Source organism: Phenylobacterium sp. (genome assembly GCF_030651185.1).
Lineage (GTDB): Bacteria > Pseudomonadota > Alphaproteobacteria > Caulobacterales > Caulobacteraceae > Phenylobacterium.
This window is the reverse complement of record NZ_JAUSCJ010000027.1, coordinates 24245-45664: the sequence shown is the minus strand read 5'-3', so window position 1 is coordinate 45664 and position 21420 is coordinate 24245. Positions and strand designations below refer to the sequence as shown.

The 21420-nt window shown below is 69.6% G+C and carries 20 protein-coding genes; 5 read left to right on the top strand and 15 right to left on the bottom strand.

Features of this window, described 5'->3' with window-relative positions; genetic code table 11:
* The first annotated feature begins 6 nt into the window (after positions 1-6).
* On the top strand, positions 7-762 hold the full coding sequence (locus Q7J39_RS12780) for an SDR family NAD(P)-dependent oxidoreductase (RefSeq protein ID WP_304825431.1): 756 nt from the start codon (positions 7-9) through the stop codon (positions 760-762).
* Here the strand turns inward: Q7J39_RS12780 and der are convergent.
* The 6 genes from der to crcB all read right to left on the bottom strand — a co-directional run bounded on the left by der (position 707) and on the right by crcB (position 6878).
* Positions 707-2308: a ribosome biogenesis GTPase Der gene (der, locus tag Q7J39_RS12775; RefSeq protein ID WP_304825428.1), complete on the bottom strand. Its 1602-nt coding sequence runs from the start codon at positions 2306-2308 to the stop codon at positions 707-709. The two genes, Q7J39_RS12780 and der, sit on opposite strands and share 56 nt — an antisense overlap.
* A 24-nt stretch (positions 2309-2332) precedes the next feature.
* Positions 2333-3724 carry a PQQ-like beta-propeller repeat protein gene (locus tag Q7J39_RS12770; protein WP_304825426.1) on the bottom strand — a complete coding sequence of 464 codons (1392 nt, stop codon included), beginning with the start codon at positions 3722-3724 and terminating at the stop codon, positions 2333-2335.
* A complete protein-coding gene (locus Q7J39_RS12765) occupies positions 3721-4482 on the bottom strand; it encodes a tetratricopeptide repeat protein (protein ID WP_304825423.1) in 762 nt (253 codons plus the stop codon). The genes Q7J39_RS12770 and Q7J39_RS12765 overlap by 4 nt, the downstream gene beginning before the upstream one ends.
* Positions 4483-4573: 91 nt before the next feature.
* Positions 4574-5431, bottom strand: a complete 858-nt coding sequence (locus Q7J39_RS12760; RefSeq protein ID WP_304825420.1) for an SDR family NAD(P)-dependent oxidoreductase — start codon at positions 5429-5431, stop codon at positions 4574-4576.
* A gap of 80 nt (positions 5432-5511) precedes the next feature.
* A complete protein-coding gene (locus Q7J39_RS12755; RefSeq protein ID WP_370690062.1) occupies positions 5512-6498 on the bottom strand; it encodes an RluA family pseudouridine synthase in 987 nt (328 codons plus the stop codon).
* Complete coding sequence (crcB, locus tag Q7J39_RS12750; protein WP_304825417.1) at positions 6495-6878, bottom strand: fluoride efflux transporter CrcB; 384 nt, start codon at positions 6876-6878, stop codon at positions 6495-6497. The genes Q7J39_RS12755 and crcB overlap by 4 nt, the downstream gene beginning before the upstream one ends.
* Before the next feature lie 118 nt (positions 6879-6996).
* Here crcB and Q7J39_RS12745 point away from each other — a divergent pair, with 118 nt between their 5' ends.
* On the top strand, positions 6997-8232 hold the full coding sequence (locus tag Q7J39_RS12745; protein WP_304825413.1) for a hypothetical protein: 1236 nt from the start codon (positions 6997-6999) through the stop codon (positions 8230-8232).
* Here the strand turns inward: Q7J39_RS12745 and Q7J39_RS12740 are convergent.
* The 5 genes from Q7J39_RS12740 to Q7J39_RS12720 all read right to left on the bottom strand — a co-directional run bounded on the left by Q7J39_RS12740 (position 8229) and on the right by Q7J39_RS12720 (position 12320).
* Positions 8229-8717: a hypothetical protein gene (locus Q7J39_RS12740; protein ID WP_304825410.1), complete on the bottom strand. Its 489-nt coding sequence runs from the start codon at positions 8715-8717 to the stop codon at positions 8229-8231. The genes Q7J39_RS12745 and Q7J39_RS12740 overlap by 4 nt on opposite strands.
* A 63-nt stretch (positions 8718-8780) precedes the next feature.
* The gene (locus Q7J39_RS12735) at positions 8781-9560 is read right to left on the bottom strand and encodes an RluA family pseudouridine synthase (RefSeq protein ID WP_304825407.1); all 780 of its coding nucleotides are present in this window, start codon (positions 9558-9560) and stop codon (positions 8781-8783) included.
* Positions 9557-10864, bottom strand: a complete 1308-nt coding sequence (locus tag Q7J39_RS12730; RefSeq protein ID WP_304825404.1) for a replication-associated recombination protein A — start codon at positions 10862-10864, stop codon at positions 9557-9559. Before Q7J39_RS12730 ends, Q7J39_RS12735 begins: the two co-directional genes overlap by 4 nt.
* Before the next feature lie 74 nt (positions 10865-10938).
* A complete protein-coding gene (locus Q7J39_RS12725) occupies positions 10939-12033 on the bottom strand; it encodes a hypothetical protein (RefSeq protein ID WP_304825401.1) in 1095 nt (364 codons plus the stop codon).
* 11 nt (positions 12034-12044) lie between these two features.
* Positions 12045-12320 carry a hypothetical protein gene (locus tag Q7J39_RS12720; protein WP_304825398.1) on the bottom strand — a complete coding sequence of 92 codons (276 nt, stop codon included), beginning with the start codon at positions 12318-12320 and terminating at the stop codon, positions 12045-12047.
* Positions 12321-12503: 183 nt separating this feature from the next.
* Between Q7J39_RS12720 and Q7J39_RS12715 the strand changes: the two genes are divergently transcribed.
* Genes Q7J39_RS12715 through Q7J39_RS12705 form a run of 3 tightly spaced genes read left to right on the top strand, consistent with a single transcriptional unit; the run spans position 12504 to position 16459 of the window.
* Positions 12504-14333, top strand: a complete 1830-nt coding sequence (locus Q7J39_RS12715; RefSeq protein ID WP_304825395.1) for a TIR domain-containing protein — start codon at positions 12504-12506, stop codon at positions 14331-14333.
* Positions 14334-14335: 2 nt separating this feature from the next.
* The gene (locus Q7J39_RS12710; protein WP_304825392.1) at positions 14336-14872 is read left to right on the top strand and encodes a hypothetical protein; all 537 of its coding nucleotides are present in this window, start codon (positions 14336-14338) and stop codon (positions 14870-14872) included.
* 18 nt (positions 14873-14890) lie between these two features.
* Positions 14891-16459, top strand: coding sequence for a TRAFs-binding domain-containing protein (locus tag Q7J39_RS12705; protein WP_304825389.1), 1569 nt, complete (start codon positions 14891-14893; stop codon positions 16457-16459).
* Here the strand turns inward: Q7J39_RS12705 and Q7J39_RS12700 are convergent.
* From Q7J39_RS12700 to Q7J39_RS12685, 4 genes are all read right to left on the bottom strand, one after another.
* Positions 16448-17119 (bottom strand): Crp/Fnr family transcriptional regulator, encoded by a 672-nt coding sequence (locus tag Q7J39_RS12700; protein ID WP_304825386.1) that lies wholly within the window; start codon positions 17117-17119, stop codon positions 16448-16450. The genes Q7J39_RS12705 and Q7J39_RS12700 overlap by 12 nt on opposite strands.
* A 59-nt stretch (positions 17120-17178) precedes the next feature.
* The gene (locus Q7J39_RS12695; RefSeq protein ID WP_304825383.1) at positions 17179-18594 is read right to left on the bottom strand and encodes a Do family serine endopeptidase; all 1416 of its coding nucleotides are present in this window, start codon (positions 18592-18594) and stop codon (positions 17179-17181) included.
* Positions 18595-18672: 78 nt separating this feature from the next.
* Positions 18673-19887: an MFS transporter gene (locus Q7J39_RS12690; protein ID WP_304825379.1), complete on the bottom strand. Its 1215-nt coding sequence runs from the start codon at positions 19885-19887 to the stop codon at positions 18673-18675.
* Between the two features lie 151 nt (positions 19888-20038).
* Positions 20039-21334, bottom strand: a complete 1296-nt coding sequence (locus Q7J39_RS12685; protein WP_304825375.1) for an MFS transporter — start codon at positions 21332-21334, stop codon at positions 20039-20041.
* Positions 21335-21420 lie beyond the last annotated feature (86 nt).

Here is a 21420-nt window from a genome sequence, read left to right as displayed (position 1 = left end):
CCCGCCATGACTGATACGAACCTCCCCCTCGCCGGCAAGATCGCCCTCGTCACCGGCGCGTCGCGCGGCATCGGCCGGGCCTCGGCTCTCGCCCTCGCCAAGGCGGGCGCCCATGTGATCGCCGTGGCCCGCACCACCGGCGGCCTGGAAGAGCTGGACGACGAGATCCGCGCCGCCACCGGCCAGCCGGCCACCCTGGTCCCCATGGACATCTCCCAGGTCGAGGGCCTGGATCAGTTGGGCCTGGCGATCCACGAACGACACGGGCGCCTGGACATCCTGGTCCACGCCGCCGCCATCCTGGGCGCCATCACCCCGGTCAGCCACATCGAGCCGGCCCTGTTCGACAAGGTGATGACCACCAACCTGACGGCCACCTTCCGCCTGATCCGCTCCACAGAGCGGCTGCTGCGCGCCTCCGAGGCCGGTCGGGCCCTCTTCATCAGCACCGGCCGCGTGCAGCGTCCGAAGGCCTTCTGGGGAGCTTACGGCGTGTCCAAGGCGGCCATGGAGCACCTGGTGCAGACCTGGGCCGACGAGCTGGAGAACACCACCGTGCGCGCCGCCCTGATCGATCCGGGCGCCATGCGCACCAAGATGCGCGCCGAGGCCATGCCGGGCGAGGATCCGCTGGACCTGCCGCATCCGTCGGAGATCGGGCCGATGATCGTCGAACTGGCCCAGGCCGACCTGGGCCAGCCGAAATCTAGCGTTTTGTTTTCGGACTGGAAGCTGAGGTCCGGCTCGCCCGCTTCGGCTTGACGCCGGGACGGGCCAGCTTCTGGGTGCGCCCCTTGGGGTTGCCCACGAGCTTGGGCTTGGAGACATAGGCGCGCTTGGGCTTGGCCTCGGCGCCCGCCTTGGCCTTGGCCGAGGCCGCCGCCTTCGATTTCGCCCGCATGCCCGTCGTCGGGCCGCCCACGGCCTTGGCCGCCGCCCTGGCCGCGAAGCCGCCGGTCGGGCCGCTCTTGGCCTCCCCCTCGGCAAAGGGGTTCTTGTTGGACTTCACTGTCAGCCGCATGGGCACGCCCGGCAGGTCGAAGCTCTCGCGCAGGGAGTTGATCAGGTAGCGGCGATAGTGGTCGGGCAGCTGGTCGGCCCGGCTGGCGAACAGCACGAAGGTCGGCGGCCGCGCCTTGGTCTGGGCCATGTACTTCGGCTTGATCCGCCGCCCCCCCACCGAGGGGGGCGGATGGCGCTGGGTGGCCATCGACAGCCAGTCGTTCAGATCCCGCGTCTTGACCTTGGTGGACCAGTCGCCATGCACCTTGAAGACGGCGGGCATCAGCTTGTCGAGGCCGCGGCCGGTCTCGGCCGACAGCGCGATCACCGGCGTGCCCCGCAGCTGCGGCAGCAGACGGCCGGCTTCTTCGTTGAACATCGCCAGGGTCGCGCGCTGGTCCTCCACGAGGTCCCACTTGGCCAGGCAGAAAACCAGCCCACGGCCCTCTCGCTCGACAAGGTCGGCGATCTGCAGGTCCTGGACCTCGAAGGGGTGGGTGGCGTCCATCACCAGGATCACCACCTCGGCATAGGTGATGGCGCGGATGGAATCCTGGCCCGACAGCTTCTCCAGCTTCTCCTCGACCCTCGCCTTCCGACGAAGTCCGGCGGTGTCCACCAGGCGGATGGCCCGGTCGTCCCAGGTCCAGTCGACGGGAATAGCGTCGCGGGTGATCCCGGCCTCGGGGCCGGTCAGCAGGCGATCCTCGCCGATCAGCTTGTTCACCAGGGTCGACTTGCCGGCATTGGGACGGCCGACGATGGCGATCTGCACGGGTTTCAGGGCGGCGTCGCCGTCCTCGAACTCGTACTCCACCGCATAGGGGGCGATGGCCTGATACAGGTCGGCCATGCCCTCGCCGTGCTCGGCGGAGATCGGGATCGGCTCCCCGAGGCCCAGGCTGAAGGCGTCGTTGATGCCGTCGTCGCCGCGCTTGCCCTCGGCCTTGTTGGCCAACAGCAGCACGGGCTTGTCCCGGCGGCGCAGAATCTCGCCGAACACCCGGTCCATCGGCGTGATGCCGTCGCGGGAATCCACCACGAACAGCGCCACGTCGGCCTCGTCGATGGCCAGTTCGGTTTGAGCGCGCATCCGCGCCTCGAGGCTCTCGTCGGTGACGTCCTCGAAGCCGGCGGTGTCGATCAGCTCCAGCTCGATGTCGCCGATCCGCCCCGCGCCGAAGCGTCGGTCGCGGGTGACGCCCGGCCGGTCATCGACGATGGCGAGCTTCTTCCCCGCCAACCGGTTGAACAGGGTGGATTTGCCGACGTTAGGACGCCCTACGATCGCAAGCCTGAGCGGCATGGGGTCCTGGTCTTTTCTCTTCGTCTATCGCAGCGCGATGAGTTGGGCCTCATCGGTCGCGATGTAGATCGTGTTGTTGATGGAGATCGGGCCGAGCAGCACGCCGGAGCCGAGGTTCATGGTCTTTTCCACCGCGCCGGTCTTGGCGTTCAACGCCACCAGCTCGCCCTGGTTGGAGGCGGTGATCAGCTTGCCGGAGGCCAGGATCGGGCTCGACCAGATCGGCTTGGAGACATACTTCTTCTTGCCCAGGCTCAGGCCCATCAGGCCGCCCTTGGCCTTGCCGCGGCCCTCGCCCAGGTCGCGGATCCAGTAGATCTGGCCACTCTCGCGGGCCACGCAGATCACCTGGCCGGACTTGTCCACCACATAGACCACGTCGCCGGAGGGCCAGGGGGTGGTGATGCCGGTGATGGGCAGGCTCCAGCGGGCCTGGCCGGTGCGCAGGTCCGTGGCGGCGAACACGCCGGAGTGGCTGACCGCGAAGACGTCGCCCTGGAAGATCACCGGGCGGCCGGGAATGTCGCGAATCTCTGACAGGGCGTTGTTGCGGCTGGCCCGCGACAGGGCCTCGTTCCACAGGTCGTTGCCATTGGCGGCGCGCAGGGCCACCAGCTCACCCGAGCCGAAGGCCGCCACCACGGTGTCGCCGGAGACGGCGGGGCTGGAGGCGCCCAGGATGCGCGAGGATTCCGAGAGGGCCTGATAGGTCCAGCTCGCGGTCCCATCGGCGGTGTTGTAGCTCAGCAGGGTGTTGTCCACCGCCACCACAAAGAGGCGACCGCCCGCGACGGTGGGGGCCGCGTGGATGGGTTGCTCGGTGGCGACCTTCCAGCCGACGGCGCCGGTGTCGGCGTTCAGCTGGGCGATGAAGCGATAGCCCGAGGCGACATAGAGCTTGCCGTCGGCGATGGCGATTCCGCCGCCGAAGGCTTCCTTGTCGCGCTTGGAGTCGGGCCGCAGATTGACCTTCCACACTTCAGCGCCGGTCTGGCCGTCCAGGGCCGAGACCGTGGCCTCGCCATCCATCACATAGATCTTGCCGTTGGCGGCCACCGGCGGGGCGGTGACGTGGGCGCCCCGGCCAGACCCCTGGCCAAAGCCGCGCTTCCAGGCGATCGAGAGGTTCCCCCCGGCGGCGACGTGGCCGACGGCGTTCTCCAGCCTGCCGCCGGGCAGGGTCCATTCACTGACCGCAACGGGATCGGGCAGGAAGAAGTCGGCGCCCTTCAGGCCCTCGGCGGCCTCCACCTTCTGATCGAAGGCGATGATGGGGATACGTTCGCCCTCGCTGGCGACCTCGCCGGGGGCCTCCTTCTTCGGGAACGGATTGAGGCGGCTCATGGTCGAGCACCCGCTCGCGGCCAGGGCGGCCGTCAGGAGCAGGGCGAGACCGGTGCGGCTGCGAAGCGTCATTGGGCGTCCGGGGTTTGTTGCGTCGGAGCGGAAGGGCCGGCGGCGGCCCCCGGTTGGAGAAGCGTGGGCGACAGGGTCGCCGCGGCGCGCGCGGCGGCGGCGACACTCTTGGCCGAGCCGGAGTCGATCAGGTCCATGGCCGCCTTGGCGCGGTTGCGGGCCGCTTCCGAGGCGTCGGCGATCAGCGAGATGACGACGAAATCGCCCCGCGCGCCGGCCAGGTCGCCGTGCATGATCTTGGCGAAGGCCAGGGCCTCGCGCGCCTCGGTGCGATAGGGGCGGCCTTCCTTGGTCATCGGCGTCAGGCGCGTCTCCAGGTCCTTGTAGGGAGCCGTGTCGAGCAAGGCGAAGGCGGATTTGAGGCGGGCGGTGTCACCGATGATGTCGTTCGGCGCGGCCTCGGCGGCCTGGTCGAAATAGGTCACCGCCTCGGGAATCTTGCCGGCCGCGATCTTGATCCCGCCCTGGTGCTGCAGGGCCAGCGCCTTGTAGGCCTTGGAGCCCGACTTCGCGACCTCCCCGAACAGCCGGTCGGCCTCGTCGGGACGGCCCGCGCCGAAGGCTTCCAGCGCCTGGGCATATTGCTCCGAAGCCTTGGAGGTCGTCTTGGTCTGGTAGGCGTCGTAACCCCAGACCGCCAGGGCGATCACCAGGGCGGCGGCCAGGACGGCGCCGACCCAGGGCAGGGCTTTCAGCGCAAGCGCCTTGTAGCGGTCGGTGCGGAGTTGCTCCTCGACCTCTTCAAAGACATCAACCACGTAGGGAAACTCCGCACGAAAGGCGCAAGGGGAATAGAGCGGCGGAACCTATAGCGGCAGCGTGGCCATCGCAACGGTTCGGCGTCGGGGCTTACCCTGCGCCGCGTCCCGACGCCATGAAAGTCTCGAAGGCGGCTTTGTAGTCGGGATGCCACCGCGAGAGCGCCGGACGATTGAGGATCAGATCGTCGGCGGCCCAGGCGATGCGCCTCTCGTCCATCTCACGGGACACGTCGTTGTCGGGGCAGAGGATGTAGAATTCCCCCTTGCCCATCGCTTCGACCATGAAATCCACCACCTGTTCGGCGGCCCAGGCGCCCGCGGGCTTCTCGGCCGAGCGCGCCGTCATGCCCGTGAAGGTGTAGCCGGGAATCAGCAGGTGGGCGCTGACCTGCCCGCCCTCGAGGTTGCGCAGCTGGTGGGCCAGGCCCTCGGTCAGCGCCTTCACCGCCGCCTTGCTGGTGTTGTACGCCACGTCGCCGGGCGGATTGGTGATCCCCTGCTTGGACCCGGTGTTGACGATGGCGCAGGGCGCGCCCTGGTCGATCATCAGGCTGGCGAAGGCCTGCAGGCCGTTGATCACGCCCCACAGGTTGACCTCCAGCAGACGCCGCCAGCGGTCCGGGTGCTCCCAGGCCCCGCCGCCGCCGCCAATCCCGGCATTGTTCATCAGCACCGCCACCTCGCCGAACCGCTCGTAGGCGGCGTCTCGCAGGCAGTTCACCGCGTGAGCGTCGGCGACGTCGGTGGGGACGCCGAACACGTCGGCGGGCGCCTTCGAAACCGCCGCCACCGCCTTTACCGCCGCCTCCAGCGCTTCGGCGTTCTGGTCGGCCAGGCAGACCTTCATCCCCAGGCCGGCGAACCGCTTGGCGGCGGCCAGTCCGATACCGCTGGCCGCCCCCACCACGACGGCGGCGCGGCCCGATGTGAGGGCGGGGTGGTTCATGAAGACTCTCCGGGTCAGTTCCAGGCTTGAGTGTGCCGGGAATGCGGCGGCGGCGAGGCGCGGATCGCCCGTCGCTCGGTTTACTTCCGGCTCCGGCGGAACGGCTCGGGATCGGCCTCGTGCTCGTCGAAGCCGAAGCGGGCGAAGCCCTCCTTCATCTCCGGGCTCAGGGGCGCCTCCAGCACCAGGGCGCCGCCGGACGGATGCGGCAGGGTCAGACGCCGCGCGTGCAGTTGCAGCTTCAGCGGTCCCGACAGCACCTTGGACTCCGGCGTGTTGTACTTCGGGTCCCCCAGGATCGGGTGCCCCATGGCCAGCATGTGGGCGCGAAGCTGGTGGGTCCGGCCGGTGTGCGGCCGAAGCGCCATCCAAGCGGCCCGCGGCCCTGCGCGGCTGATGGTGACGAACTCGGTTTCGGCGGGCTCGGAGCCTGGCTCCTTGGGCTGGGCCGGGACCACCATCTCGCGGTCGCCGACCCCCTTCTTCACCAGCGGCAACTCCAGCACGCCCTCTCCAGGCTTGGGGAAGCCGATGACCAGGGCCCAATAGGTCTTCTGCGCCTTGCGCCGCGCGAACGCCCCGGCCAGCTTGGCCGCCGCGCCCGGGCTCTTGCCCAGCACCAGCACCCCGGAGGTGTCCCGGTCCAGGCGATGGACCAGGCGGGGCCGCGCCAGCCCCTCCCCCCAGGCGCTCAACAGCCGGTCGACATGCTTGTGGGTCTTGGTGCCGCCCTGCACCGCCAGGCCAGCGGGCTTGTTGAGCACCAGCACCTCGTCGTCCTCATAGAGCACCAGGCTCTTGGCATAGGCCGCCTCTCGGGCGTCGATGCCCCGGTCGGCGCGCTCGCCGGGCTCCGGCGCGTCGGGCAGCGGCGGCACGCGCACCTGCGCGCCCCCCGCCAGCCGGGTGTCCGGCTTGGCCCGCCCGCCGTCCACGCGGATCTGGCCCGAGCGGGTCAGCTTCTGGATCTGGATGTGGTTGAGGTGCGGCCAACGGCGCTTGAACCAGCGGTCCAGGCGCACGCCATCCTCGCCGGCGTCCACCGCCAGGATCAGGACCTCCTTCACGCGAACACCCGTCGCGCCACGATCAGTCCCACGAACAGCGCGGAGACGCAGAGCAGCACCGAGGCCGCTGCATAGCCCGCCGCCGCGCCGTAGGCCCGCCGCTCGATCATCAGCGCGGTCTCCAGCGAGAAGGCGGAGAAGGTGGTGAAGCCCCCCAGCACACCAACGCCAAGCAACAGCCGCAGCCTCTCCTGGTCGGCCCCGCCCTTGAAGGCCAGGAACCCTGCCAGCAGCCCCATCAGCAGGCCGCCCAGGATGTTGGCGATGAAGGTGCCATAGGGCCAGCCAGGCCCCAGCAGCCGCAGGGCCTGAACCCCCAACCCATAGCGCGCCACCGCGCCGGTCGCCCCGCCCAGGGCCACGAGAAGCACCTTGTCCATCGGCCCCTTATGCAGTGGCCCGCGGACGGCGTCGAGACGAGGAAAGCTTCACTGCAACGCCTGGTTAAGCGGCGGCGGCGATAGTGTCGCACCAGACTGGTTTTACGGGTCTCCTTGCGTGTTCTCCGGCGAGCCCAACAGTATCGAGCGCATCACCGCCGGCGGCGCGGCGGCGGCGCTTGAGCGCCTCGCCGGGACAGACCTGGTGGAGCGCGGCTGCGTCACCATCATCAGCGTCGACGCCATCCGCAAACGCTCGGGCGACCGCTGGCCGCGCAAGCGCGACGCCGTCTGGGCCTATCTCGGCAGGAAGTTCGACGAGCACCTGGCCTACCAGGACATCCGCCACCGCATCGGCGAGACCGACTTCCTGGTGGCGGTGACCTCCGAGGACGGCGTCGCCGCCCAGGCGCTCAGCCTGAAGATCCTGGAAGAGGCTCTGCTGTTCTTCCTCGGGGTGGCCGACCCCGCCGACATGAAGGTCCGCGCCGTCAGCGCCATCCACGGCGAGGAACTGGCCTGTTCCGATATCGACCCGGCCCGCGTGGCCGGTCACAAGCCCGCCCCGCCCGAGGAAATCATCGTCACGGCCTATCAGCCGGTGGATCCGGCCGAAGAGCGCCGCCGCAATCCGATCTCCTTTGTCACCGCCTCGGGCCAGAACCTGCGGATCGACTTCAGCCTCGAGGAAACCGTCAGCCTACGTCACAAGGTGACCGCCGCCCTGCGGATCGAGCCCACCGTGACCCACATCGCCAGCGGCCGGACGATCCCCGCGCGCGCCTTCGCCAAGCTGTCGGATGACGACATCGCCTTCATCGACCGCGCCTCCCTGGACTACGCCGCCCTGTTCGCGGGCGCAGAAGAGCGACCACAGCCGGCGCTGATCCTGCCGCTCTCGTTCCGCACCCTGTCCACCCGCAAGGGTCGCCAGGCCCTGATCGGCGCGGAGGGCCTGCCGCCGCAAAGGGTGAAGACCGGAGTCATGGTGGAGCTGATCGACGTGGATCGCGGCACGCCGGAGGCGCGGCTGCTGGAGGTGACCGGCCTGGTGGGGCAGCTGTGCAAGGGCGTCTTGGTCCGCCTGCAGCCCGGCCGCGACGCCGTGGGGCCGGTGAAGGGCGCTCGGCTCCAGGGCCTGACCGTCGCCGCCGCCGATCTTGGCGCCGCCGACAGCCAGGTCGCCGGCCAGATGCTGAACCTGGCCGCCCAGGCGCGGGGTCGCGCCTCGGTCCTGATGATCCACGGCCTGCTGTCCGACGGCTATCTGGACGTCGCAGAGGTCGCCGGCTTCACCCACGCCTCGCTGAAGGTGGCGCGGCCAACCCAAGCGCTGGAACAGCCCGCGGCCTAAACCCGCGGCCCGATCGCGCTGCGCAGGCCCCGGGCGTCATAGACGTCCGCGCCCGGCGGCTTCTCGCCCTTGCCCATCACCACCTCGAGGGTCTGGGTGAGCGACGGTCCGCCGCCGAGATTGAAGCTGGTCCCGAGACCGATCCCGACTCCGCCGCCCCGGCCATAGTCGCCGCCGCCGCCGCCCAGCGACAGGCGCGGGCCGCTGTTTGATCCCGCCTGGCGCATCGCCCTGTCGGACACCCGGAACCAGTCATAGCCATCGGCCAGGGCGATGTCGGCGGCCCGCAGCAGGGCGTAGTCGGCCACCTGCTCGGGCGACCCGCCGGGGCCGCCCCGGAAGGTGACCCGGTAGCGGCCGGGCTCGATGCGATAGGAGGAGAAGCCCACGGCCTCCGGACCATTGGCGGCGGTATAGACAGTGGGCGCGCTGGCGCAGGCGGACAGCCCGGCGCAGAGGGCGACGGTAAGCAGCAGGCGTTTCATCGGGCGGTCTCGCGGTCTCTTTGCGAAAGTCGAAGGACTTCCGAGGCTTGGCGAGACAACGGCCTAGTCGAGCGCCCGTTCCGACGTCGGTTCGTCGAGGCCGATGGCGGCCAGCAGCCTGGCCATGTCCCCGGGCGTCGGCGCCTCGATCCGTTTGGTCCCGCCCTCGGGATGCGGGAACGACAGGGCGCCGGCGTGCAGCATCAGCCGCGGCACGGGCTGCCCCCCCACCGCGAGCGCGCCGCCATAGCGCGCGTCCCCGGAGATCGGCCGCCCGATGGAGGCCAGGTGGACCCGCAGTTGGTGCATCCGCCCGGTGTCCGGTGACAGCTCCAGCAGGGCCGCGAAGGCGTTGGACGACAGGGTCTTGTACCGCGTCCTGGCGGTCTCGGCGTCGGGGTGGTCGGGCGGGCAGACCCGCATGAAGGCCTCCCGTCCCGTCTCGTCCCGGCGCAGCGGGACCTCGATGGTCCCGCCGGTCGGATCGGGCGCGCCCGGCGTGACGATGGCCCGATAGGTCTTGGAGAACCGGCGCCCCATCATCGCCTTGCCGAGGAAACCGGCGGCGGGCTTGGTCTTGGCGGTCAGGATCACGCCCGAGGTGTCGCGGTCCAGCCGGTGGATCAACCGGGGCCGCGCCTTGCCGGGCTTGGCGAAGGCCCACAGCATCTCGTCCAGCGTATGCACCTGCCCGCGCCCGCCCTGGCTCGACAGCCCGGCGGGTTTGTTGAGCGCCAGGATGTGCGGGTCCTCATAGATCACCAGGCTGCGCACCAGGGCGATCTCGTCAGGCGTCAGGGTGACCGGCTTCGGCTCGGCCTTGGACTTCGGCGGCGGCCTCACCGGCCCTCTCGCTCGGCCCGGATGGCCGCCCAGCGTTCCAGCCGCTCCTTGATCCGCGCCTCCGACCCTTGCGCCTTCGGCTGGTAGAAGCTCTGACGCGGCATCCCCTCGGGGAAGTAGTTCTGGCCGGAGAAGCCTTCCTCGGCGTCGTGGTCATAGGCGTAGCCCTTGCCGTAGCCGAGGTCCTTCATCAGCTTGGTGGGGGCGTTGCGGATATGGGCCGGCGGCATCAGCGAGCCGGTTTCCTTGGCCGAGCGCATGGCGGCCTTGTAGGCCACATAGACCGCGTTGGACTTGGGCGCGGCGGCCAGGTGGACCACCAGTTGCGCCAGGGCCAGGTCCCCCTCCGGCGAGCCCAGGAAGTCGTAGGTGTCCTTGGCGGCATTGGCGAGCACCAGCGACATGGGGTCGGCCTCGCCGATGTCCTCCATCGCCGCCCGGATCAGCCGCCGCGCGATGAACAGCGGGTCCTCGCCTCCGGTCAGCATGCGGGCCAGCCAGTACAGCGCCGCGTCCGGATCGGAGCCCCGGATCGACTTATGCAGCGCCGAGATGAGGTTGTAGTGCTCCTCCCGGTCCTTGTCGTAGGCCGGGCTTCGCTTCTGAAGAATCTCCCCCAAGGCCTTGATGGACAAGGGCTTCGGCGTGCCGATATTGAACAGGGTCTCGGCCAGGGTCAGCAGGTAGCGGCCGTCCCCGTCGGCCATGGCGGTCAGGGCGTCCCGCGCGTCGGCCTCCAGCGGCAGGACCTTGCCTTCGTGAGCCTCGGCCTTTTCCAGAAGTGTGCCGAGCGCCTCGTCATCGAGCCGCCTCAGCACATAGACCTGGGACCGCGACAGCAGCGCCCCGTTCAGCTCAAAGGACGGGTTCTCCGTCGTCGCCCCCACGAGGGTGACGATCCCCTCCTCCACGAAGGGCAGGAAACCGTCCTGCTGCGCGCGGTTGAAGCGGTGAATCTCGTCGACGAACAACAGGGTCGATTGCCCGGCCGCACGGCGCATCTTGGCCTGTTCGAAGGCCTTCTTCAGGTCGGCGACGCCCGAGAACACCGCCGAGAGCTGCTGGAACTCGTAGCCCGCCTCCTTGGCGAGCAGCCGGGCGATGGTGGTCTTGCCGGTGCCGGGCGGGCCCCAGAGGATCATCGACGACAGCCGCTTGGCCTCCGCCATCCGCCGGATCGGCCCCTCGGGCCCCAGCAGGTGATCCTGCCCCACCACCTCGTCCAGCTTCTGCGGCCGCAGACGGTCCGCCAGGGGCGAGGGTGCATGCGGCGTCAGACCCGCGGCTTCAAAAAGGTCGGCCATGTCAGGGTTCTAGCAAATGCAGAACGAGCCGTCAGGGCGGATCACGGTCTGCCCCGACAGCCCGCCTGAAGGCGTCAGAAGGTCGGGAAGGCGGAGAAGGCCGCGCCGATGAACACTCCGACCGTGAAGTTGTCGTCGTCGGTCACCGGATCGTCGTCGTCGGCCTGCCAGGCGAAACGCAGACCGCCCCGCAGCCTCTTGTCCTTGTCCGACACCGCGTAGAGCGACGCCACCGCTCCGGGGATCTGCCGCTCGAAATCGTATGCGGCCTTCACCTCCAGCCCCAGCGGCACGTAAAATTGCCGGGTTTCGGCGCGGATCACCCCGAAGACGTCGAGGGTTCGCTGACTCTGGGGCCCTGCATACGAGGCGGTGAAGCATTCCAAGGGGCTTCCGGCCGGCAGGGGCCTGCAAAGGGTGCGAGCCTTCGCATCGGCGTACTCCTGTTTGAACTCCAGGCCCCCGCCCAGGTAGACTAGGCTGTGGTTCGGAACGACCCCACCCTGAATTGAAGCTCCATACGGGGTGCGTGTGGTGGAAGCCTTGGCGAACGTCGCCAGGTCGCGATGTTCGAACTCATCGTGGCCAAGACTGGCGGAGATTCCCCAAAGCCAGAGCGGGCTGTTCAGGAAGGCTTCGTCGGCGAAGTCAGCCCGCTGGCTCTCGGAGAGATACTTCTTGATCTCGTTGAACGTCTTCTTGTCGCAGAGATCGCCCCACAGGGCCGGCGCCTCGGCCTTGTGACAGTTCTCTTCCGCCGTCTTGTAGGTCGAGAGCGAGCGTTCGCTGGTGGGCAGGGCACCGCCTCGGACGATCAGCCCGCCGTAGGTGACTTCGAGCGCTGTGCTCGCGTTCAGACCGCTACCGGTCAGGAAGTTTCCCTCGCCGTTGTTCTTGTCGAAGGGCGCGGAGAATTTCACGGCAAGGTTCTTCACCGCGAGCGCGTCTCCGGTGGCCTCCCAACTGCGTGTCACCGTCACGGAGACGGCGGTCTTGTCTCCATCGGCGGTGACCGCGAAGGCCGACGCGGCCATGCCGGCGCGGGCGTCGGCGTCGGGACCCGAGGCCTTGATCAGCGCTTCGGCTTTGCCCTTCGACAGTTCCTCAGCGAACGCCGGACCGGCGCCCGCCATGGCGACGACAAGGGCGAGATTGAGCAGAATTCTCATGCCGACCTCCCTCAGACCGTGAAGAGCGTGAAGTCGGAGACGCGGCCTTGATCTTCGTCCCGGATCACGGAGTTGACGATCTTATCGGCGGCGCCGCCCGCGGTTTTCGAAATGACCAGGGACGACCCGGTCGGACCGAGGGTCCGCCAGTGGATGTCATACTCCCGTCCGCGCTCCAGCAGCTTCCATGCGATGTCGTTGTGGAACTCAAGTCGGTCCCCCGCGACGTACACCGCGCTGAACAGCAGCCCGTCCTTCTGTTCGCGCTCGAACTTCACCGAAATCATAGCGATCTCCCGTCAGCCGTCCCGAGACCCTCATGGCTCGGTCGACGCTGGACTAGCCGCGCCGGAGCGGCCGGTCCGTGACCGCCGTCACGCTCCGCGCGCAAACCACCCCGCCACTCGATATCGTTGTGCCGCCTGCCCTGCTCTGGCACGGTGTTCGTGGAACATCGTTAGGGGGCGGCGATGGACGGGGACTTGGTGCGGTATCGCGCCTTCATCAGCTACAGCCATCGCGACGCGGCCTTCGGTCGGCGCCTGCACAGAAGGCTCGAGCGCTATGGCTTGCCGGCCAGGCTGGTCGGGCGAACAACAGCGCGGGGCGCGGTTCCGCGCCGGCTCGCGCCCATCTTCCGAGACCGCGAGGAGCTTTCGGCCGCCGGTGACTTGACCGCGGAGGTGCGGGCGGCCCTGGCCGCCTCGGACGCCCTGATCGTCGTCTGCTCCCCTGCCGCCGCCGCCTCCCCCTGGGTCGCGCGCGAGGTGGAGCTGTTCCGCGGCCTGCACCCGGACCGGCCGGTCCTGGCCGTGGTGGCCGCGGGCGATCCGGCCCTGGCCTTCCCCGACGCTCTCCGGACGCGGGACGCCGAGGGCGCACCCGTCGAACCCCTGGCCGCCGACTTCCGCCCCGAGGGCGACGGTCCGCGCCTGGGACTGCTGAAACTGGTGGCGGGCGTGGTGGGGCTGGGGCTGGACGAGCTGATCCAGCGCGACGCCCAACGGCGGCTGCGCGGCGTGATGGCCGTCACGGTGGCGGCCCTGATCGCGGTGCTAGCCATGGGGACATTGACGATCTTCGCGCTGGCCTCCCGGGCGGAAGCCCAGAGACAGCGCGCCGAGGCGGAGGCCCTGGTGGAATTCATGCTGACCGATCTGCGCGACAGGCTGAAGGGGGTAGGACGGCTCGACGTCCTCACCGCCGTCAACGCCCGCGCGCTCGGCTACTATGCCGACCAGGATCTGCAGCGCTTGCCCGCCGACTCCCTGGAGCGCCGCGCCCGAGCGCTCCACGCCATGGGCGAGGACGACGAGGCGCGCGGCGACATGGCCGCGGCCTCCACCGAATTCCGCGAGGCCCGCCGCACCACCGGGGCCCTCCTGGCCGACCTGCCCGGCGATCCGGAGCGGATCTTCAACCACGCCCAGAGCGAATACTGGGTCGCCTTCATCGACTGGCGGCGACACCGGTTCGCACAGGCCGAGGCCGGCTTCCAGCGCTATGCGGACCTGGCCCAGCGCCTGCTGGCCATCGACGCCAACAACCCCGACTGGCGGATGGAGGCGGGATACGCCGAGAACAATCTCGGCATGGTGGCCCTGCGCGACCGGGACGATCCGGCCGCCGCGGAGGCCCGCTTCAAGCGCGCCCTGGTCCACTTCCAGGCGGCTGTCCGCGCCAAGCCGGCCGACGCCGACCTCAAGCGTGAACTCGCCGACGGCTATGGCTGGCTGGCCGACAGCCAGCGCGCCCTGCGCCACTTCGGCGACGCCCGCGCCAGCCGGCGGCAGGAGGCCGCCATCATCGCCGCCCTGGCCGCCGCCGATCCCAAGAACAGCGTCTATATCCGCGACCACCTGGGCAACGACCTGGGCCTGGGGTTGATCGATCTCGACGACGGCAAGCCGACCGCCGCCCGCGCGCGCCTGGTCCGGACCTATGCCGAGGCCGCCAAACTGGCCGCCGCCGATCCGGAGAACGCCTGGCGCGCCAAGCAGAAACTGGCCACGGGGCTCTTCCTGGCGAAGGCCATCCTGGCGGACGGCGGCAGCCCCGGCGCGGTCACGCCCTACCTGGCCGACTGCGGCTCCAAGCTCGCCCTTGAGGACGAGGAGACCCGGGACTTCTGCGCGATCATCGCCGCCCGAGTGGCGACCGCGCGAGGCGTGATCGACCCGTCTCTCGATTACCTCCGCCGCAACGAGCCCCGCCTCCGGGCCATCCATCGGTCACCCCGGTGGGGGATCGATTTCAACTTGGAACTTGAGTTCACCAAAGCGAATCGAAAGGAACACTGAACATGAAAATGCTGGTTGTCCCCAATGGCCTCTATCAGCTTTCTGAAGATCCAGGCGTCGCGAAATCCGAAACAATTACGATCACTATTTCCGACGCAAATCCACACGACATGAAGGTGCTTGTCACGCCCAACCATGTCCTTGGATCTAATGGGACCTACAAAAGTACGAAATTGGACCTTGATCTAAGGAAATTTTTGCTTCCTGCAGGTAGTTATGTTGAAATAGTGGTTAATCTCGAAAATGATGACTTATTCTTCATGCCAGGTGATGATGAAACCGTTCTAGATGGAAGTACAAATCAGTACGCCGTGACCGCTGGAAGCGTATATGCGATGAAGATATTGTCACGAATACTTCTATCGAAAATTGATCCTGACAGAAAGCTCGCCAAATCGGCTTCGTTCTTGTGCGAGATTACGGAACACGTCGGAAACCAACCACTTCCGTTTAATCTGGGGTTGGTCGTTCGAGACGCAAACGATCATGAATATGAGCTCCCTGTCATCTACGATCCCAAGGTCCAGAACGACAGCTGATCCCAGGTGAGCCTAAGCATGCAGCCGTCCCTGCTCACCATCATCGCCCACGCGCGGTCCGGAGCCCTGGACCACGCGTGGCGGTTGTTCCGCGAGGCTGGGCTGGAAGACATCGACGACGACCCCGCCGTACTCAGCGTGCGGGGTCGCCTGCTGAAGGACCGCGCCCTGGCGGCTGCCGGCGCGGCGCGGCGCGGCTTCTACGCCCAGGCCGCCCTGGCCTATCGGCAGGCGGGTGCCCTCAGCGGCGACACCTATCCCCTGATCAATGCCGCCACCCTGGCCCTGCTGGGGGGCGATGAGGCCGGCGCCGGGGCCGGCGCGCGCCGGGTGCTGGAGGTCCTGGACGCCGCCCCCGACCAGGCCGAGACCCCCTACTGGCGCGCCGCCACCCGGGCCGAGGCCCTGCTGGTCCTGGGGGACGCCGAGGCCGCCCGCGCCGCCCTGGTCCAGGCCATGGCGCTGGCCCCGCGCGCCTGGGAGGACCACGCCTCGACCCTTCGTCAGTTCGCCCTGATCCTGGCCGCCCTGGGGGAGGAAGCCGGCTGGCTCGCCGCCCTGCGGCCGCCGCGCACCCTGCACTTCGCCGGTCACATGGCCCTGGGCGCGGAGAGCCAGGCCGTGGCGCGGCAGGCGGCGGAGTTGCTGGAGGCCGAGCGGGTCGGCTTCGGTTACGGTGCCCTGGCGGCGGGGACGGACATCGTCATCGCCGAGGCCCTGCTGGCCCGCGGCGCCGAGTTGCACGTGGTTCTGCCCGCCGCGATGGACCTGTTCCGCGCGGCGTCCGTGGTTCCGGCCGGCGGCGATTGGGCGGCCCGGTTCGACGCCCTGATCGCGGCGGCCGAGAGCCTGCGTATCGTCGGGTCTGCGGACGACGCCGGCCATCCCCTGGCCATCCGGCTGGCGGCCGAGGTGGCGATGGGCTGCGCGGCCATGCGCGCCCAGGCCCTGGAGACCGAAGCGGTGCAGATGGTGGTGGTGGACGCGTCGGCCGACCAGATGGGCTCCAGCGGCTGGAGCGTCGTGAAGTGGGCGGGCAGCGGACGCCGCCAGCACGCCCTGGCGATTCCGCGGACCCCCGGGGCCGCCGCGCCACCCGACGCCGGGACGGCGCGTCTCGTGGCCTTGCTGCTCGTGGACTTCGCCGAAACGCCTCGCACCGAGCTGGTCGAGACCGTCCTGCCCCGATTGGCGGCGATCGGCGGCCCACCCCCGCTCGCACCCCCGACCTGGGAGGGACAGCGGTTCACCGCGGCCTTTACCGGTCCCGCCGAGGCGGCCGCGTTCGCTCTGGATGTCGCCGCCGTAGGCGCCCGCGTCGCGGGGGCCTACGGCCTGACGCGGCAGGCGGCCGATCCGTTCGGCGGCCCCGGCCTGTTGCTGGGCGAGGTCGTGACGATACCTTCGCAAATCCTGGCGGCGACCCCAGCCGGATCCATCCAGGTCAGCGACGACTTCGCCGCCGCCCTCCATGCGGCCGGCGCCCTTCCCGGCCTGCGGACGCAGTATGTCGGCGACCTGGACGCTGCGGACCCGCATCAGGCGACCGGCATCTTCGCCCTGAGCCGGACGGCCTCAGACCACTAGGTCTTCCAGCCGGTGCGGCGCGGCGATGATCCAGCCTCCGTCATCCCGGCGCAGGATGCCCCGCCGCTCCAGCGCCCCCACCGCCCGCGACGCCGTCTCCCGCGTCGTCTGGACCCGGACCGCCAGGGCTGACAGCACCGGCGCGGGCGAGAGCGTCTGCCCATCCCCCTGCCGCGCCAGCCTCAGCAGTTCCGCATAGACTCGGCCCTGGGCCGAAAGGGTCGCCCGCTCCGCGAACTTGCCGGTCGCCGCCCGAAGTTGCTTCAGCAGCATGCGCGAGACCGCCAGCCCCACGCAGCTATGGGCCTCGATGAGCCCCAGGAAATCCAGAGCCAGGAACGCCGCGGCCCCAGCAGCCTCCGCTGCCACGATGTCAGCCTCCTCGGGCGCAGGCCGGGCCTCGGCGATCGAGCCGAAGATATCACCGGCCGCGAACTCCCGCAGCAGGGCCATCTGCCCGTCCCGGCCGTAGAGCAGGGCGTGCGCCGTCCCGAACACCAGGATGAAGGTCTCGCCCGTGCGGTCGCCCTGGCGGAGGATCAGGGCCCGCGGCTCATAGCGTCGCTCGGCGGCGCGCCCGGCGATCACCGCGGCCACCTCTGGCGAGCAGGCGAACACCTGCTCGAAGAACACCGGCAACGCCGGTTGCGCGCCCGTCACGCCCAGCCTCCCTGACAGCCCTGGGGCATGTTGCCGGTCCCAGGCCGAAACAGGAAGCGCTACGTCCGGAAGTTGGCCGTGATCTCCTGGCCGGCCCGCACGATGGTCACCTGCCACTGGCCGCCATTGCTGCTGACGATGCCCACCAGGTCGCGCACCGAGTTGATGTCGCGGCCGTTAACCCGGCGGACGATGTCGCCCGGACGCAGGCCGGCGTTCATCGCGAACCCCCGGCCCAGCTTGGTCACCAGCACGCCCTTGCCGGAGAAGGGATCGAGACCCAGCTCATCGGCCACCGCCGGCGACAGGTTCACCACCGTCGCCCCGTCGAAGGGATTGCGGCCGGCGATCACCCGTTCGTCCTTGGCGGGCGTCGCGGGCGGCGCCTCGGCCTTCAGGTTCAGGGTCAGGTTGGCGCCGTCGCGCAGCACCCCCAGCTTCAGGATCTCGCCCGGACGGCTGGAGCCGAGCGCGTAGCTCACCCCCGCGGGGTCGGCCACGGGCTTGCCGTCCACCGACAGGATCACATCCTGCGGCTTGAGGCCCGCGCGGGCGGCGGGACCGCCCGGCCAGATGTCGGCCACCAGGGCGCCCGAGGGAATGGTCATGCCCAGGCTGTGGGCGATGTCGCCGGTCACCGGCTGGGTCCGCGCCCCCAGCCAGGGCCGCACCACCACCTGGCCGCCACCGGCCGCCGTCTCGACGATCCGCTTGACCATCGCGCCGGGGATGGCGAAGCCGACCCCCGACGAGGTGCCCGAGCGCGAGAGGATGAAGCTGTTCACCCCGATCAGGTCGCCGTCCATGTCCACCAGGGCGCCGCCGGAATTGCCCGGATTGATCGCCGCGTCGGTCTGGATATAGGCGTTGGCGGTATCGCCATTGGGGTCAGTGCTGCGGTTCAGGGCCGAGATGATGCCGTTGGTCACCGTCTGGCCGACGCCGAAGGGGTCGCCGATGGCCAGCACCAGGTCGCCGACCTGGGCCTCGCCGGTGTCGTCGATGGGCAGCACCGGCAGGCGCTCTGACCCCACGTCGATCTTCAGCACCGCCAGGTCGGTGCGCGGGTCGGCCAGCAGCAGCTTGGCGGGGAACTCGCGGCGGTCGGCCAGGGCCACGATGATTTCCTGGCCGCCCTGCACCACGTGGTTGTTGGTGATGATCACCCCGTCGCTGCGCACGATGACCCCCGACCCCAGGGAGCCCTCGATCCGCTCGCGCGGCGCCCCCATGCCGAACATCTGCCAGAACGGATCGGACTGCTGGCGGACCAGGCGCTTGGACGAGATGTTCACCACCGCCGGCGCCGCGCGCTTCACCACCGGGGCAAAGGACATCTTCATGGTCATGGAGTCGCCGGGCGCCGCCCGGGTCGGCTGCACCAGGGGCGGTATCTGGGCCTTGGACTTGGCCGAGGGATCAGAACAGGCGGCCAGCAGGGCCAGGATGGGGATCAGGACGCGATGGGCTCGCATGGGCTCTCCGAGCGGGGAAACGTCGCCGGACTTTGACGAGGTTTCAGGCGCATTGATGGCACGCATCTAGGCTGACTTCTATTCGGGGGAAACAAGCCTCGCGAAGACGAGGACAAGTATCCAGGCCATCAGGCTCAAGGCGCCGCCGATCAGGATGGTCAGGCCCGACCAGGACGGCCCCCAGGTCAGGGTCGCGGCGAACACCTGGGTGACCGCGATTGGAGCGGTGATGCTGGTCAGGCTGACGATGGATCCCATCGCCCCCTGCAGCCGCCCCTGCTCCTCATCCCCGACCTTGGCGCTCATCAGCGACTGCAGGGCCGGCGTCGACATGCTGCCCAGCACGATGGGCAGGTTGGCGATCCAGAACCAGACCCCGGTCGGCGCCAGCCCCACGGCGAAGAAGCCGACGACCTCCAAGGCCAGGCCCAGCAGCACCGTGTGCTTGTCGCCCAGGGCCTTGGCGATCCGTCCCGTCAGGCCGGTCTGCACCGCGATGCTGGCCACCGCCAGGGCGCTGCAGAAGATCCCGAAGTCCAGCGGGCTCCAGCCGTAACGGTGGGCCGTATAGAGCACCAGCAGGTTGTCCTTGGCCTGGAAGGCCAGCCACACCAGCAGCAGCGCGATCGCGAGCACCAGCAGGCCCTTGCGCTGGACCAGCAGGTCCACGGCCCCCCAGGGGTTGGCCTTGGCCCAGCGGATCGGCGCGCGCTTGGCCTTGGGCAGGGACTCCGGCAGGACGAAGATCCCGTAGATGCCGCCGAGGACGGCGACGGCGGCGGCGGCCCAGAAGGGCGCGCGGATGTCGTTCATGGCCAGCAGGCCACCCAGCGCCGGCCCCAGGATGATCCCGCTCCACAGGGCCGCGGTCATCCAGCCATAGGCCTTGGTGCGGTCCTCGGGCGGCGTGACGTCGGCCACATAGGCCATGGCCGCGGCCTGGGCCCCGCAGGTCAGGCCGCAGAGAATGCGTGCGGCCATCAGCCAGCCGACGGTGGGCGCGAGCGCGCCCATCACCAGCTCGGCGCCCACCCCGAACACTGAGATCAGGATCACCGGCCGGCGTCCGAAGCGGTCGCTCAGCATCCCCAGGAACGGCGCGGCCAGGAACTGCGGGATCGCCCAGCCGACCTCCAGGAACCCGACCCAGCGGGCGGCGGTGGCGGGGTCGCCCCCCACCAGCTCCTGGGCCAGCCGGGGCAGGACCGGGAAGGAGATGGATTGGGCGGAATAGTCGAGGAAGATGGTGATCGCGACGAAGATCAGCGCCGCGCGGCGGGTGGGAGGGGGCATGGGGGTCTCGAGGTTCCGGCGCCTGCCGGCACGGCGAAGGGCCCGGCCGTAAGCCGGTTGCGAGGACTGCGGCGCCTGAGGCTGCGAGAGCCTCCGCGCGGGTCCTAGGCCCTGGTCTTCTCGAATACGCTCATGAACCCGAGCCTAGCGGTCATGGGTGACTTGGCAAGCCGCCTTCGGTCTTGGCCTCCGGCGGCACGTCGCGGGCGAAGGCCAGGGCCAGGCTCCAGGCCACCAGGGTCAGGGCCGCGCCCGTCAGGATGGTCAGGCCCGACCACCCCGGGTCCCGGCCCGCCGCCACGGCGAGGGCGAAGATCTGGGTGAAGGCGATGGGCCCGAACAGCCCGGTCAGGCTGCCCACCCCCATCATCGCGCCCTGCAGCCGGCCCTGCTCGTCCGGGTCGACCTTGGCGGTCATCATGGCCTGCAGGGCGGGTCCGGCGACGTTGGAGAGCGCCATGGGCAGGTTGGCGATCCAGAACCAGAACCCGGTCGGCGACAGCCCCACGGCGGTGAAGCCGATGACCTGCAGGGCCAGGCCGCCGATCAGCACCTTGCGCTCCCCCAGCCACTTCACCGACCGCCCGGTGAGCTGGCTGGTGACCACGATGTTCACCGCCCCAAGCGCGCTGCAGAAGATCCCCAGCGCCATCGGATCCCACTGGTAGCGATAGGCCGTGTAGAGGACGAAGACGCTGTTCATGGCGTGCATGGCGAACCACAGCAGCAGCAGTATGAGCGCCAGCATCGGCAGGCCCGGCCGGGAAAACACCAGGCTCAGCGAGCCCACCGGATTGGCGTTGGCCCAGCGCATCGGCGCCCGGCGTTCCTTGGGCAGGGACTCCGGCAGCACGATCAGGCCGTAGACGCCGTTGGCCAGGGCCACGGCGGCCGCCGCCCAGAACGGCGCCCGCGGGTCCCAGGCGCCCATCAGCCCGCCCAGGGCCGGCCCCAGGATCACCCCGGTCCAGGCCGCGGCGTTCAGCCAGCCATAGCTCTTGGCCCGCTCCTCCTGCGGGGTGATGTCGGCCACATAGGCCATGGCCGCCCCCTGGGCCCCGGCGGTCAGCCCGCAGAGCACCCGCCCCAGCAGCAGCCAGGCCAGGGTCGGCGCCAGCGCCATGATGGCCAGGTCGATGGACAGGCCGAAGATCGAGATCAGGATCACCGGCCGGCGGCCGAACCTGTCGCTCAGCATGCCGATCACTGGCGCGGCGAAGAACTGCGCCACCGACCAGGCGGCCACCAGCACCCCCACCCAGCGGGCGGCCGACGACACCTGGCCGCCGACCATCTCCTCCACCAGCCGAGGCAGGACCGGGAACACCATGGTGTGGCTGACCACGTCCAGGCAGATGGTGATGGCGATGAACGGCAATCCGGCCTTGCGGACGGCGGATGACGCGGAGGCCCCCGAAGGGGGGCTGGGGTCGGCTGGCAGGGTCATGAGATATCTCGAAGCGCCGGCCGCCGGAGCGGTCGGGGAAAGACGGTCGCGAGGCGAACAGGCTCCGGCGCACGGCCGGTCGCCGC

Excerpts from the sequence above, each read along its gene's own strand:
- Q7J39_RS12780 (WP_304825431.1), top strand. The coding sequence starts at position 7 with ATGACTGATACGAACCTCCCCCTCGCCGGCAAGATCGCCCTCGTCACC.
- der (WP_304825428.1), bottom strand. The coding sequence starts at position 2,308 with ATGCCGCTCAGGCTTGCGATCGTAGGGCGTCCTAACGTCGGCAAATCC.
- Q7J39_RS12770 (WP_304825426.1), bottom strand. The coding sequence starts at position 3,724 with ATGACGCTTCGCAGCCGCACCGGTCTCGCCCTGCTCCTGACGGCCGCC.
- Q7J39_RS12760 (WP_304825420.1), bottom strand. The coding sequence starts at position 5,431 with ATGAACCACCCCGCCCTCACATCGGGCCGCGCCGCCGTCGTGGTGGGG.
- crcB (WP_304825417.1), bottom strand. The coding sequence starts at position 6,878 with ATGGACAAGGTGCTTCTCGTGGCCCTGGGCGGGGCGACCGGCGCGGTG.
- Q7J39_RS12740 (WP_304825410.1), bottom strand. The coding sequence starts at position 8,717 with ATGAAACGCCTGCTGCTTACCGTCGCCCTCTGCGCCGGGCTGTCCGCC.
- Q7J39_RS12730 (WP_304825404.1), bottom strand. The coding sequence starts at position 10,864 with ATGGCCGACCTTTTTGAAGCCGCGGGTCTGACGCCGCATGCACCCTCG.
- Q7J39_RS12725 (WP_304825401.1), bottom strand. The coding sequence starts at position 12,033 with ATGAGAATTCTGCTCAATCTCGCCCTTGTCGTCGCCATGGCGGGCGCC.
- Q7J39_RS12720 (WP_304825398.1), bottom strand. The coding sequence starts at position 12,320 with ATGATTTCGGTGAAGTTCGAGCGCGAACAGAAGGACGGGCTGCTGTTC.
- Q7J39_RS12715 (WP_304825395.1), top strand. The coding sequence starts at position 12,504 with ATGGACGGGGACTTGGTGCGGTATCGCGCCTTCATCAGCTACAGCCAT.
- Q7J39_RS12710 (WP_304825392.1), top strand. The coding sequence starts at position 14,336 with ATGAAAATGCTGGTTGTCCCCAATGGCCTCTATCAGCTTTCTGAAGAT.
- Q7J39_RS12705 (WP_304825389.1), top strand. The coding sequence starts at position 14,891 with ATGCAGCCGTCCCTGCTCACCATCATCGCCCACGCGCGGTCCGGAGCC.
- Q7J39_RS12695 (WP_304825383.1), bottom strand. The coding sequence starts at position 18,594 with ATGCGAGCCCATCGCGTCCTGATCCCCATCCTGGCCCTGCTGGCCGCC.
- Q7J39_RS12690 (WP_304825379.1), bottom strand. The coding sequence starts at position 19,887 with ATGCCCCCTCCCACCCGCCGCGCGGCGCTGATCTTCGTCGCGATCACC.
- Q7J39_RS12685 (WP_304825375.1), bottom strand. The coding sequence starts at position 21,334 with ATGACCCTGCCAGCCGACCCCAGCCCCCCTTCGGGGGCCTCCGCGTCA.